The sequence below is a fragment of the Shewanella sp. KT0246 genome (assembly GCF_019654955.1).
Lineage (GTDB): Bacteria > Pseudomonadota > Gammaproteobacteria > Enterobacterales > Shewanellaceae > Shewanella > Shewanella goraebulensis.
Window position 1 is genome coordinate 137,303 of the sequence record NZ_BPEV01000004.1, and the last position, 12,627, is coordinate 149,929.

14 protein-coding genes are annotated in these 12,627 nt (G+C 39.2%); 2 read left to right on the forward strand and 12 right to left on the reverse strand.

The features are described 5' to 3' along the window. Window positions 1-42 precede the first annotated feature (42 nt). From trpS to rpe, 3 genes are read right to left on the reverse strand one after another with little or no spacing between them, the layout of a single operon-like run. On the reverse strand, window positions 43-1,044 hold the full coding sequence (trpS, locus tag K5Q58_RS03365) for a tryptophan--tRNA ligase (protein WP_220752458.1): 1,002 nt from the start codon (window positions 1,042-1,044) through the stop codon (window positions 43-45). 34 nt (window positions 1,045-1,078) lie between these two features. Continuing rightward, a complete protein-coding gene (locus K5Q58_RS03370) occupies window positions 1,079-1,819 on the reverse strand; it encodes a phosphoglycolate phosphatase (RefSeq protein WP_220752459.1) in 741 nt (246 codons plus the stop codon). 2 nt (window positions 1,820-1,821) lie between these two features. Then, complete coding sequence (gene rpe / locus K5Q58_RS03375; protein ID WP_220752460.1) at window positions 1,822-2,496, reverse strand: ribulose-phosphate 3-epimerase; 675 nt, start codon at window positions 2,494-2,496, stop codon at window positions 1,822-1,824. A gap of 308 nt (window positions 2,497-2,804) precedes the next feature. Here rpe and K5Q58_RS03380 point away from each other — a divergent pair, with 308 nt between their 5' ends. Further along, window positions 2,805-3,173 (forward strand): hypothetical protein, encoded by a 369-nt coding sequence (locus K5Q58_RS03380; protein ID WP_374758472.1) that lies wholly within the window; start codon window positions 2,805-2,807, stop codon window positions 3,171-3,173. Then, the gene (locus K5Q58_RS03385) at window positions 3,173-3,355 is read left to right on the forward strand and encodes a DUF2970 domain-containing protein (RefSeq protein ID WP_220752461.1); all 183 of its coding nucleotides are present in this window, start codon (window positions 3,173-3,175) and stop codon (window positions 3,353-3,355) included. The genes K5Q58_RS03380 and K5Q58_RS03385 overlap by 1 nt, the downstream gene beginning before the upstream one ends. 58 nt (window positions 3,356-3,413) lie before the next feature. On the opposite strand, the gene K5Q58_RS03390 is transcribed toward K5Q58_RS03385, so the two are convergent. From K5Q58_RS03390 to K5Q58_RS03430, 9 genes are all read right to left on the reverse strand, one after another. Beyond that, a complete protein-coding gene (locus K5Q58_RS03390; protein ID WP_220752462.1) occupies window positions 3,414-4,253 on the reverse strand; it encodes a Dam family site-specific DNA-(adenine-N6)-methyltransferase in 840 nt (279 codons plus the stop codon). Window positions 4,254-4,351: 98 nt separating this feature from the next. Then, the gene (locus K5Q58_RS03395; protein WP_220752463.1) at window positions 4,352-5,836 is read right to left on the reverse strand and encodes an ATP-binding protein; all 1,485 of its coding nucleotides are present in this window, start codon (window positions 5,834-5,836) and stop codon (window positions 4,352-4,354) included. Between the two features lie 28 nt (window positions 5,837-5,864). Beyond that, window positions 5,865-6,941, reverse strand: coding sequence for a 3-dehydroquinate synthase (aroB, locus tag K5Q58_RS03400; protein WP_220752464.1), 1,077 nt, complete (start codon window positions 6,939-6,941; stop codon window positions 5,865-5,867). A gap of 8 nt (window positions 6,942-6,949) precedes the next feature. Beyond that, entirely contained in the window at window positions 6,950-7,465 is a 516-nt protein-coding gene (aroK, locus tag K5Q58_RS03405) for a shikimate kinase AroK (RefSeq protein ID WP_220752465.1), read from the reverse strand. Between the two features lie 309 nt (window positions 7,466-7,774). Further along, window positions 7,775-9,823, reverse strand: coding sequence for a type IV pilus secretin PilQ (locus K5Q58_RS03410; RefSeq protein WP_220752466.1), 2,049 nt, complete (start codon window positions 9,821-9,823; stop codon window positions 7,775-7,777). Between the two features lie 19 nt (window positions 9,824-9,842). Then, a complete protein-coding gene (locus K5Q58_RS03415) occupies window positions 9,843-10,355 on the reverse strand; it encodes a pilus assembly protein PilP (protein WP_220752467.1) in 513 nt (170 codons plus the stop codon). Continuing rightward, a complete protein-coding gene (locus tag K5Q58_RS03420; RefSeq protein WP_220752468.1) occupies window positions 10,355-10,972 on the reverse strand; it encodes a type 4a pilus biogenesis protein PilO in 618 nt (205 codons plus the stop codon). Before K5Q58_RS03420 ends, K5Q58_RS03415 begins: the two co-directional genes overlap by 1 nt. Next, window positions 10,969-11,547, reverse strand: a complete 579-nt coding sequence (locus tag K5Q58_RS03425) for a PilN domain-containing protein (RefSeq protein ID WP_220752469.1) — start codon at window positions 11,545-11,547, stop codon at window positions 10,969-10,971. The genes K5Q58_RS03420 and K5Q58_RS03425 overlap by 4 nt, the downstream gene beginning before the upstream one ends. Then, window positions 11,535-12,614, reverse strand: coding sequence for a pilus assembly protein PilM (locus K5Q58_RS03430; protein WP_220752470.1), 1,080 nt, complete (start codon window positions 12,612-12,614; stop codon window positions 11,535-11,537). Before K5Q58_RS03430 ends, K5Q58_RS03425 begins: the two co-directional genes overlap by 13 nt. Window positions 12,615-12,627: the final 13 nt, after the last annotated feature.

Sequence of the window (12,627 nt, forward strand, 5' to 3'; positions counted from 1 at the left end):
ATTTAGTCAGTCGCTATTTCGCGACTCAATTTTAGCGATTAACTAAACAATCATGCCGATTTTTTCGTACACTTTTTTAATCGTTTCTTCAGCACGAGCTTGCGCTTTTTCTGCGCCAGCTTTAAATACTGAATTTAGATACTCTTCGTCAGCTCTAATCTTATGGAAGCGCTCTTGAATTGGCTCAAGCATAGCAACAACAGCTTCACCTGTAGCCACTTTTAAGTGGCCATACATTTTGTCTTCAAAGTCTTTTTCAATCGACTCGATTGACTGACCATTACAACCTGACATAAGGCTTAATAAGTTAGACACACCTGGCTTTTCTTCAACATCGAAACGCACAACCGGTGGCTCTTCACTGTCTGTCATCGCCTTTTTAACCTTCTTCATAATCGCTTTAGGATCATCAAGTAGACCGATAACGTTATTACGATTTTCATCCGACTTAGACATCTTCTTCGTCGGTTCTTGCAATGACATCACGCGTGCGCCAGTTTCAGGAATAAATGGCTCAGGCACAACAAACGTATCGCCATATGCATTATTAAAACGCGTAGCAATATCGCGGGTTAGTTCTAAATGTTGCTTCTGGTCCTGACCTACAGGGACTTCATTCGCTTGATACAATAAAATATCAGCTGCCATCAATACTGGATAATCGAACAAACCAACGTTGATATTGTTAGCATGTTTTTGAGACTTATCTTTAAACTGTGTCATTCGGTTAAGCTCACCCATTTGGGTGTAACAGTTCAGTGCCCAGCTTAATTGAGTATGCTGTGGAACTTGCGACTGTAAAAACACAGTACTTTTGTCAGGATCAATACCACAAGCCAGATAAATGGCTAAAGTGTCTAAACACGCCGCACGTAACTTTTCGGGATCTTGGCGGACAGTAATCGCATGTAAATCAACAACACAATAAATACAATCGTGACTGTCTTGCATACCAACCCACTGACGAAGCGCGCCCATGTAGTTTCCGATACTTAGCTCACCTGATGGTTGAGCACCACTAAACACGATAGGTTTTGCAGTCATTTGTTTTATTGCTCCATTGATTTAGCAGTTAGTTTTAGCCGTTAGTTTTAACTGATGGTAATAAGGCTAAAATCTGATTAAATTGTTCGCATACCGCAGTTGGGCCGCTCAGCCCAATATCTTCACCGTAGTTGTACCCATAGGTCAAGCCTATTGAGCTTACTCCAGCGGCTTTTGCCGCAAATATGTCATTTTTTGAATCCCCAACCATTAATAGCTGTTCGGGTTCAAGTTGCCATTCATTCAAAATATGATTGAGCGGCATAGGATCAGGTTTCATTTTAGCTAACGAGTCGCCACCTAGTACCAAACCAAATAAGGTTTCAATTTCGAATGCCTTTAATAGTGGCAATGTAAAATGATACGGTTTGTTAGTGACTATCGCTAAAGGATAACCTGATGCTTTAAGCGCAGTTAACGTTTCAACTACCCCATCATAAAGCAGACTATGTTTTTGAAGATGCTGCTGATAATGCACCATAAAGACAGGCATTGCTTCATCAAGTTCGGCTTCAGTAACTTCATTAGCTGATACACTTTCAGTTAATGTACTTTCAGTTGAAGCATTCGCTAAGCTGTTTGCATTCTGCAGAGCGCGCTTCATCAGCATTCTTGCGCCATTACCAACCCAGTTCCTAACCTGTGCTTCAGAACACCTGGCCAGTCCAAGCTCAGCTAATGTTGCTTGAGTTGCAGCAGCTAAGTCCGGCACACTATCGATAAGCGTACCATCTAAATCAAAAGCAATTGCTTTAACCTTAGTAAGGTCAGCCATGATTAAGCATCAACCTTTGCAAGTTCAGCACGCATTTCATCAACCACTGTTTTATAATTTGGCTGATTAAAAATTGCTGAGCCAGCAACAAACATATCAGCACCTGCAGCGGCTATTTCAGCAATGTTATCTACTTTAACACCGCCATCAACTTCAAGGCGGATATCAAAACCACTTGCATCAATTTTAGCGCGAACTTGCTTAAGCTTATCCAATGTAGATGGAATGAATGATTGCCCGCCAAAGCCTGGGTTAACTGACATCAGTAGAATCACATCTAATTTATCCATCACATGATCAAGATAATGCAGTGGTGTACCAGGATTAAATACTAAACCAGCTTTACAACCTGACTCTTTAATCAACTGTAGGCTACGATCTAAATGCTCTGATGCTTCAGGATGGAAAGTAATAATTGAAGCCCCCGCTTTCGCAAAATCAGGAATAATACGATCAACAGGTTTCACCATTAAGTGCACATCGATATCCGCAGTAATACCAAAATCACGTAAAGCCTGACAGACCATAGGACCTATTGTCAGGTTCGGTACGTAGTGATTATCCATAACATCAAAGTGAACAACGTCAGCACCAGCATCTAGTACGGCTTGAACATCATCACCTAAACGGGCGAAATCGGCTGATAAAATAGATGGGGCAATCAGAAATGGACGCATAGTCTTCTCGAAGCTATTAAAAGTGGCCTTATTTTACCCTTTGCAGAGAAAACGCTCTAGTCACAAACAGTAATAAAACTTTGTTAGTGTCAATAAATGTAAATTTTAATAACCTGTAAGTATTAAATTGATCTAGATCACAGTATATAGATGTTCATTAACTAGACAAATTTGCTATAATGCGACATACGTCACTGTGTCTTTTTTCAATATATAGTTTTGATCCTTACATCTTCATGGATCGTATAACAGCTATTGAGGACACGTTTATTTATTCAACCTGAAAGTATGAGACAAGGACAGCCCTTATGATGTGCAATCAGCGAAAAATGAACACCTACCAAACAGGCAAGGTGACGTTAAAGCCTATATTAAGTATTTTTTCCGCCAGTACATTAATGTTTGTAGCTTACTTTGCGGCATCTGATAATCGTGAGCAGTTATTCGCTGAAAATTGCGCTTGCTCTGACAGTGCCACTTACAATTCTAGCTTACCAAGCAGCCACCCTAATAACCGTTGTGCAACTCAATCTGACGATGTCAGTTGGGGCAGCTGGGTTACAGGCAATAGTCGTTCAAGTCAGTTTCATTTCTTAGATTTACTAGAGCTGTTACATGGTAGCGAAAAAAGCAAACCTATCAGTGACATGCCAACAAATAATCCAAACGCGATTTAATGTCAATTTGGCGGGTATTTACCAGCACTGTAGCCGCATTTTTTGGGGTGCAAACTGAAGATAATCGCCAGCGAGATTTCAACCAAAACAATTCTCCATTGCCTTTCATTTTTATGGGAATAGCTTTAGCCGTACTAATGATTTTTTCTTTGATTTTTATCGTGAACCAAGTCTTAAGCTAAATAAATCTAAAAACCTTTCTGATTTTTCTCACTCAAAGCACAATCAAGACCAAACTTATTAATCAATCACTTCTTGATAATGATGATCATACAGAGCCATTATTTCATCCACTTTTTTACGTGAACTTCCTTTTTGACTGATATTACGCTGAACAGCAATAGAGGCGAGTTTTGCACCTCGGTATAGTTCTCGAGTCAGTGGGATATCATGATTACTGATCAATACAGGAATATCCCGTTCTAGTGCAGTATGGCGCGATTGCCTCGCCAAAAGGGCTTGGTCATCTAAGCTAAAACCTGGACCAACATAAGTAGTAAAGCTCGCTGTTGTTGATAAAGGGGCATACGGCGGATCGCAATAAATCACATCACCAGATACAGACATTTCGAATGCTTGCTCATAGCTCACGCATTTAAATGTCGCTTTTTGGGCTTTTACTGAAAAGTAACGAAGCTCTTCTTCAGGAAAGTAAGGCTTTTTATACGAACCAAAAGGAACATTAAAACCACCTTTTCGATTGTAACGACATAAGCCATTAAAGCCGTGACGATTCATATACAGAAAATATACAGAGCGCTTGAAAGGATCTTTCGTTTGATTGAACTCGGTGCGAATGCGGTAATATTGTTCCTTGTCATTCATTTCTGGAACAAACATCGCTTTCGCTGCTGCAATATACGCATCAGGTTCATTTTTAACAATATTGTAGAGGTTAATCAGATCATGATTAATATCGCATAGCAGGTACTCTTCATAGTCAGTATTTAAAAAGACTGATCCAGCTCCCACAAAGGGCTCTATTAACCTTTTACCTTGAGGTAAGTGTTTTGCTAGCTCGTCGACGAGTTTAAATTTTCCACCCGCCCACTTAAGAAAGGCTCTATGCTTTTTAGTCATGAATACCAGTTACTAGCAAAATTAAAGCTGATGATTGTACTCTTTTTAATAATAATAATCATTGTTTGAATCATCTAAACCAATGGCTTTTTAAGCGTTTAATTCGATTTGATTTCATATCCCTTGAGATCGCTCCATTTCCTAACCCACGGGGCAGTTAAAGCCAGCTCTTGTTGGAGTAAATCAGATGCCTGCTGAGCATCAATTGCACTGTCAAATTGACCGAACAAAACGATATGGCGTTTTTTGAATTTAGCTTGTACTAATTCAGATTCATTTTGCTGGAAGCTTTCAAGTTTTAGCAGGATATTTTTAAGTGACTTTGGTTCCCGCACACTGGCTATCTGCAGTGTGTACCCGACTCGATCAGTTAATTGCGCGATATGGCTGCCAGACTCGTTAATTGTGCTGACTTCAAGTTTGTCGCGTTCTACAATTGCACCGCCTTCAACAACATCTGTAATCTGCACATCTGGATTTTCGATAATTTCAAATTCTGCTTGATGATTCTCGCTAACATCATTGATATCAGTAGTGTCATTTTCATCTTTTTTAGGTTTAATTCTTACATTATTTGATTCAGGCATCTCACTAAAGCTTGATTCGATATTGTTCTGGTGAACAAGCGCCTCATCTGCAAAAATTTGATTATCTAGCTTAACGTCTTGTTTTGACTCTGACACGGTAACATTCAGATTGGGAGCGAGTGTCACCATTGAGCGCCCATAATGATAAACAAACCACTGCGCGTCTGATTCTGGCATTGTATAAGCCGTAAATAATAAACCCGATTCATTTTCTATTTGCTGATCACTTTGAAGTAAATACATTCCTGCAGCTAAAGCAGCTGTCAGAACAAATACAGAAAGTACTGCTAACCAAGGCAAATGCTTAGGCCACTTTCTAATTTCTTCGGGCTTGTCTTCTAATGCTTTTTTAAGTAGGGCTAAAACTTCAGTTGGGGTACCTGATTGCTTTTCGATTTGCGCTTGAATTATTTCACGAGGAATAAATGGGGTTTTATTACTTCTAATGAGTAATGTTCGATACAAACCTTCACGCTCGGCCAATGATAAGGGTTCGATTTCTACATGAAGTAGTAACGCTTGCATTGCTTCAGTTAATTCGAGGTTTAATTCTGCTAAAGAATCCGGTTCTATCGTGAATGTGATTGAAATTGGTTTTCCGGCACATCTTATTTGGGTCAATACTAAACATTCAGCCCATAACTCTCGAGGCATATGTTGTGCGTCGTCGATAATGATATGCAAGGGTTTAGTTAAGCTTGTCTGGATCCTTAGAAGAGTATCAGCCAGAGGTAACGCATCATCGAAAATGGGGGAAGAGATTAATTGAACGAGAATCTTACGGCGAATTTCTGCACTTTCAGCATGCATAGGACAGATAACTAAAGCTGAATTATAGTTATCTAACTCACTCGCAAGCGCAGTGACTAATGTCGTTTTACCTGAGCCTTTTGCGCCAGAAACAAGCACCAGTTGCTCACTGTAACTCGCGATATGTTCTAGTCGCTGAACTAAAGCTTCTTGCGAAGGTAACAATAGCGTTTGTTGGATATCCAAAAGCCCACCATTAGACGTAAACTTTAGCTTAAACTTGGCTAATGACTTCTGCGAGTAACGACTCTTTTACATCAGAGAATACATCAGCAGTACCTATAGAAGTCGGTAATACCAAACGAATTTGGCCAGCAAGCACTTTTTTGTCACGTTGCATATGTTTGATAAAACTATCAAAGGTCATTGTATCTGGAGAGGAAATAGGTAAATCAAACGCTTGCATTATGCGAGTGATCCTATCGAAATCTTGCTGTTGAATTAAATTGAGCTTTAATGATGTTAGCGCCGCCATAATGGTACCTGTTGCGACCGCTTCACCATGAAGCCAAACCCCATAGCCCATCTCAGCTTCTATTGCGTGACCAAAAGTATGACCAAGATTCAATAGAGCCCTAACACCACGCTCTGTTTCATCTTCAGCAACAACATCAGCCTTAATTTGACAACATTTTGTAATCGCATAAGTAAGGGCATCGTTATCAAGCGACTTTAGTTGCTCAACATTTTGCTCCAACCAGCCAAAGAACTCAGCATCCCAAATAATACCGTACTTAATCACTTCCGCCATCCCCGCTGCAAACTCATTAGCAGGTAATGTCGACAAACAATCAGTGTCAATAAGTACTGATTGAGGCTGATAAAATGCCCCGATCATATTTTTACCCAATGGATGATTAACTGCAGTTTTACCACCGACAGAAGAATCAACTTGGGATAATAGTGTGGTAGGAATTTGAATAAACTCAACACCTCGCTGATAGCAAGATGCAGCAAAGCCGGCCATGTCACCAACGACACCACCACCTAATGCAACTATCACACAATCACGTGCAAAGTTATTTTCTAATAGCGCAGAAAATATCAAATCCAAATGGGTGAGATCTTTATATTTCTCACCATCAGGCAGCACAACAGCACTCACTTCAGCACAACTGACCATAGCTTGTTGGACTTGTACTAAGTACAACGGAGCTATAGTGTCGTTGGTGACTATGAGTGCTTTTTTACCAGAAAGGTAATCGGAGAGGTAAGCGTTTTGCTGCAATAAATTCTGGCCAATAAAAATGGGATAACTTCTTATACCTAATTCAACCTGAACTTGTTGCATAAACCTACCTAGAAACCGAGTTGCTCAATGATTTGATTTGCGACTATTTTAGCGCTTTGCTCATCTGTCTTAACGATAACATCAGCAATCTCTTCGTATAAAGGATTACGGACATCAGCAAGATTCTCAAGCACTTCACGAGGATCATCAACCTGTAAAAGAGGTCGACGCTTATCGCGCTGAGTACGAGCAACTTGCTTATCGATTGTAGTCTCTAGGTATACAACGATACCGCGAGCCGACAAATGATTGCGAATGTCTTTGCTTTGTACAGATCCGCCGCCAGTAGCTAGGACAATGCCCTGCTTTTCCGACAGGTCGGCGATGACTTGAGCTTCACGTACACGAAAGCCTTCTTCGCCTTCAACGTCAAACACCCAGGCAATATCTGCACCTGTGCGTTTCTCAATCTCGTGATCTGAATCGTGGAAATCTAAATGCAGCAGTTGGGCCAAATGGCGACCAATTGTGCTTTTGCCTGCGCCCATAGGGCCTACCAGAAAAATATTGCGTTTTTCAGCCATTATATATACGTCTGAATCTTATATGAAATGTATGCCTTATCGACTTAAACTCAAGCCGACCTATAATTTAACCTTGCTCTAATGAGACTTGACGACGGATTATCTCAGTTATATGGCTATTGTTGCAAGTCATGTTGATGAATTAACCTAAGATTCTTAAAAATAAATTTCAGTGAATAATTAAAACCTGATTAACGACTCAATAAAATGATTAACTTGTTACTAATAGAATCAATCAGCTACCAAACGATAACCAAAAAAATACCAGCAAATTGCTGGTATTTTATGGCTAATAAGTCTCAATTAAAGTTATAGCTGTTCTGTCACAATTTTTGGGGTTACAAAAATGAGTAACTCTTGACGCTCATTACTATCAGAAGTATTTCTGAATAAGAAACCAACTAACGGAATGTCACCTAAAACAGGAACTTTACTTACACGGCTAATTAAGCTTTGTTGATAGATACCACCAAGTACAATCGTTTCACCGTTATCAACTAGCACCTGTGTACCAATACGTTGTGTATCAATTGATACCGCTTCACCTGTACCGGTTTGAACTGTTTCACCTCGAGTATCTTGAGTAATTTCTAAATCAAGAATCACGCGATCATCTGGTGTAATTTGTGGGGTCACTTTCAGTGATAATACTGCTTTTTTAAACGTTACTGTTGTTGCACCGCTAGAAGCAGATTCAACATAAGGAATTTCAACACCTTGTTCAATATAAGCTGATTTCTGGTTAGAGGTGGTAATGCGTGGACTGGCAATAATCTCACCTTTATTCTCTTGCTCAAGTGCACTTAACTCTAAATCAAGTACCGTTCCATCAGCCATTTTGGCAACACTAAATGCAATACTTGCAGCATTAGTTGCTGACGAAGGTAAATTAACATTTAAACGATCACTTAGTGCTGGCACGACTCCTGATACAATATCATTGGCCCCTTCAAGTGAACCAGAAGTACCTTTATCACCTTGTTGGTCTGTAATCCCCCAACGAATACCAAGATCTTCAGATACATTATCTTTCACGGTTACCATACGTGCTTCAATCAATACTTGCTTAATCGGAATATCAAGTACTTCAACTAAGCGATGTATAGTCTCTAATGATTCTGCAGTGTCTTTAACTAAAAGTGTATTGGTACGTTCATCAACTGCCACGCTACCACGGTTTGATAAAAGGCTTGAATCTTCACTTTTCATTAACTCAGCTAGATCTGTTGCTTTAGCATAGTTAACTTGGATATATTCAGAATAAAGTGGCGCTAACTCTTTTACTTCTTGTTGGTTAGCTAGATCTTGCCTTTCACGTGTAGCAAGTTCCTCGCTTGGCGCAACCATCAAGATATTGCCTTCAATGCGTTTATCTAATCCTTTTGTTTGCAGAATCAAATCTAACGCTTGATCCCACGGTACGTCGTCTAACCGAAGAGTAATATTGCCTTCAACTGTATCACTGGTTACCAAGTTGAAATCATTATAATCAGCAATAATTTGTAGAACGGTTCTCACTGAAATATTTTGGAAGTTTAGTGATAAAGAACGACCATTGTATTTCTTATCTTCTTTCGTTACCGCAGCTCGTTCAACTTTATTGATACTAACTTTAAAAACGTTACCTTCTTGCTTGTAGTTGTAATCATAGTTGCCATCTACATCAACCATTATGCGAGAAGTTAAATCGTCTTTAAATGTTTCGAAACTAGTCACTGGTGTATTGAAGTCTTGTACATCCATTACATACAAGTGATCATTTTTTATATCAGTGTTATAGAACTTCACTTCAAGTTTAGACCCTACTTGGTCTACATTTGCAGCTACAGAGCGATTATTTAAATGAACCAGTAAATCTCCACCACCGGTTTTATTACGACGAAAATCAATAGTTTCGATGCCATTTACAAAAGGGTTACCAGCATCGTCGGGGCTAGAAACAGTATCATTCACGGTCAAACGGTACGTATTTCCAACTACTTTACCTTGATACGGTTTGACTTCAGTTAAATCGACGACAACATTTAATGAGCTATCAATTTGAGTTGTTTTAAGTCCTTCAACACCCACTCTATCAATAGTTATATCGTCTTTTTCTAGATTTGAAATACTGTCCTCAAAACTTAAAATAATTTGAGCTGGTGATCCTGACAAATCAACTTCAGGGGTCATTAGGTCAGATTCAAAAACAAGTTCTAATTCTAATTGGTGATCGACAACAGAATGGTATTTAACATCCATTAACTTATTGGCGGCGATTGCACTTGGTAGTGCGCCCACCATTAAAACAACACCAAGTATTGTTTTAAATAGTGAGACTTTTTTTGTCGATGTTTGCATCGCGGCAGAAGATTTCATTATTCCCTCATCCTTCGCATTATTTGCCTGTTAGTTCTAAGTTACTTGCTCTTTCAGCCCAGCAACCAGAACCATCAGGAATTAATTCTATAATTTCAATATATTGCGGTGTAACCTTACCTATTTTTCCATGGTAAAGTCCGAGATACTCACCGACCCCTAAGCGATATACATTCGAATCCGATGACTCAACTAAAGCCCAAGTCGTGCCATCTTCACTTAACGTTCCGCGCATTCTCAAATTGTCTATTGCATACGTTTCTAAACGTCCTTTTCGACGTTTTAAATCAGGCTGTAAACAATTTCTGCTGGTATCCACCACTTCCTCTGTCAACTCACGAGAAGGTGGTACAAAAGGACTGCGCATCAACTCTGCTTGATAGGCAAAGTGTTCAAACTTAGGTGTTTCTTTTAACGGAGGAATACGAGCAATATGCTGTGCTTTAGTCGTTGTAACGAACAACTCTAAATCACTGCGATCACCAATACAGCCAGTTAATAACAGTAACAATAATAAAGGTAAGAATTTCATTATTTCTTCCCCTTATTTTGTTCTGCTGGTAGCTTAGCGCCTTCTTTAAATCGATAGGTTTTCGCAAGAATGTCCATCGATAAACTGCCACTATCATCTCGCTTGATAACAAAATCATGCAAACTAACAATACGTGGCAATTTTGCTACGCCGCTGACCATATTGCCTAACTGATGATAGTCGCCTACGACAGCCATTTTAATTGGAAACTCTAAATAGAAATCACGTTCAATTTCGGTATCCCAATCCAAGCTATTAATTCGCAAGCCTGCATCTGTAGCGACAAAAGTTGTATCGTCTAGCAATCCTGGCATTTCGTTTTCAGAAGGCAGCATTTTCAGTAATTCCGCAAATTGAGCTTCCATTACGACCAGTTGCTCACGGTACAACTTCAAATTTGCAGCTAAGCGATATTTATTTTGAAAATCATCTCTTAAAGTAATTTCTTTTCTTTCTTCTTTGTCCAGCACATCTAACGCATCTGAAACAAATAAATAGTAACTTGCCCCCATGACTGTCAGCGAAAGAAAAACAGCAAAGACTACTTTGACTAACGTAGGCCAACCACCAATGTTATCAAAATCAATATCATTAAACTGCTCTAAGTCGAGATTCATTTTCGACCTCCTTCAGTTGCATCCATTGGTAGAGTGTCATCAAAGATACTCACTCGTAGTCTGAATTTCTGTAATTGTCTTAAGTTTTCATTTTGGCTAATAATTGATTGCATACTCGGATCATTCAAGTATTGCGATGTTTTGACTTTCCTCATCATGTTTGCAACGTTATTATTTGATTCACTTCTACCTTCAATCCAAAGCAAGCTACCTTTCTTCTCTATGCTAGAGAGGTAAATTCCTGGTGGAACTATTCTCACTAACTCATCCAAAACATGTGTCGGCAAATTACGAGATTGCTGAAGGTTTAAAATAATCTTAGTCCGTCTTTCAATATCTTTCTTTCTTGCCGTAATTTTTCTTATTTCCGCAATTTGAGCATCTAATAAAGATATTTCAGTTTGCAAATACGAATTACGTTGACGCTGATCATCAGTGAGAACTTCAATAAAACTTAATGTAAGAAATACAACTAAACAGGTAACTAAAAAAACTAATGCTAATATACCAATGTAATCTCTTTTTTGTTTTTCCCTAGCTTCTTCACGCCACGGAAGTAAATTTATGTTCGCCATTGAGCGTAACTCCTAAGCGCTAAACCACATGCAACCATATATTTACTAATACTTGGTTCTAGCTGGTTTTTAATATCGTCATCGGCATGTAAACAACCTTGAAATGGGTCAGCAACAATTGAATGTACGCCTAATTCATTCGTTAATAATGCCGTCATGCCTTCAAGTTTTGCCGTTCCACCACATAGCACAATATAATCAACTTTATCTTTACCACTGGCGGTACAATAAATTTGAAGTGTACGTTTTATCTGCTGCAATAATTGAGTTTGAAAAGGCGATAACACCTCAAACATATAATTACGAGGTAGTTCACCCGTTATTTTGGCATTTTCAGCTTCATCATATTGCATGCCATAAAACGACAAAATAGATTGAGTGAATAATTCCCCACCGAATGCTTGTTCACGAATGAATGTTGTCTCACCGTTTTCAACCACGGCAAATGTGGTCATATTGGCTCCGATATCTACCAGTACCACTGATTTCTCATTTGCTCCTTCAGGCAATTGCGCAAGAATTAGTTCAGACGAACGTCCCAAAGCGTAAGCTTCAACATCAACAACCTTGGTATCAAGCTCAATTGCATCTAGTGAATCCATTCGAGTATCAATATTATCGGTACGACAAGCACTTAAAAGCACATCAACTTTGGTGGGGTCAGTTGTGTTGGCATTCAGGGTTTCAAAGTCGATACTCACTTCGTCGAGTGAATATGGGATAAGGTTATCTGCTTCAATCTCAATCTGTGCTTCCATTTCTTCTTCATTTAACGAAGCATCCATGTAAATCACTTTGGTCATTACAGCAGAACCTGAGACTGCAACAGCAGCAGACTTAATTCCTTTTGGCAGTCCACGTCTAATATGTCTTAATGATTCAATCACAGCTTCTGAATCACGAATTTCATGATCGACAACTGCACCTTTTCGTATAGGTGCAGATATATAGTTTTGAATTTTATATCCATCAGCGGTCTTGCTAAGCAAAATGGCTTTAATTTCATGAGAACCGATATCGATTCCAACCATTTGCGGAGCTTGACGCTTCCAAAATTTAGAAAGCATATTCCGTCATCGC

Bases quoted from the DNA above. Each gene is read 5' to 3' on its own strand.
- trpS (WP_220752458.1), bottom strand. From the start codon at position 1,044: ATGACTGCAAAACCTATCGTGTTTAGTGGTGCTCAACCATCAGGTGAG.
- K5Q58_RS03370 (WP_220752459.1), bottom strand. From the start codon at position 1,819: ATGGCTGACCTTACTAAGGTTAAAGCAATTGCTTTTGATTTAGATGGT.
- rpe (WP_220752460.1), bottom strand. From the start codon at position 2,496: ATGCGTCCATTTCTGATTGCCCCATCTATTTTATCAGCCGATTTCGCC.
- K5Q58_RS03380 (WP_374758472.1), top strand. From the start codon at position 2,805: ATGATGTGCAATCAGCGAAAAATGAACACCTACCAAACAGGCAAGGTG.
- K5Q58_RS03385 (WP_220752461.1), top strand. From the start codon at position 3,173: ATGTCAATTTGGCGGGTATTTACCAGCACTGTAGCCGCATTTTTTGGG.
- K5Q58_RS03390 (WP_220752462.1), bottom strand. From the start codon at position 4,253: ATGACTAAAAAGCATAGAGCCTTTCTTAAGTGGGCGGGTGGAAAATTT.
- aroB (WP_220752464.1), bottom strand. From the start codon at position 6,941: ATGCAACAAGTTCAGGTTGAATTAGGTATAAGAAGTTATCCCATTTTT.
- aroK (WP_220752465.1), bottom strand. From the start codon at position 7,465: ATGGCTGAAAAACGCAATATTTTTCTGGTAGGCCCTATGGGCGCAGGC.
- K5Q58_RS03410 (WP_220752466.1), bottom strand. From the start codon at position 9,823: ATGAAATCTTCTGCCGCGATGCAAACATCGACAAAAAAAGTCTCACTA.
- K5Q58_RS03415 (WP_220752467.1), bottom strand. From the start codon at position 10,355: ATGAAATTCTTACCTTTATTATTGTTACTGTTATTAACTGGCTGTATT.
- K5Q58_RS03420 (WP_220752468.1), bottom strand. From the start codon at position 10,972: ATGAATCTCGACTTAGAGCAGTTTAATGATATTGATTTTGATAACATT.
- K5Q58_RS03425 (WP_220752469.1), bottom strand. From the start codon at position 11,547: ATGGCGAACATAAATTTACTTCCGTGGCGTGAAGAAGCTAGGGAAAAA.
- K5Q58_RS03430 (WP_220752470.1), bottom strand. From the start codon at position 12,614: ATGCTTTCTAAATTTTGGAAGCGTCAAGCTCCGCAAATGGTTGGAATC.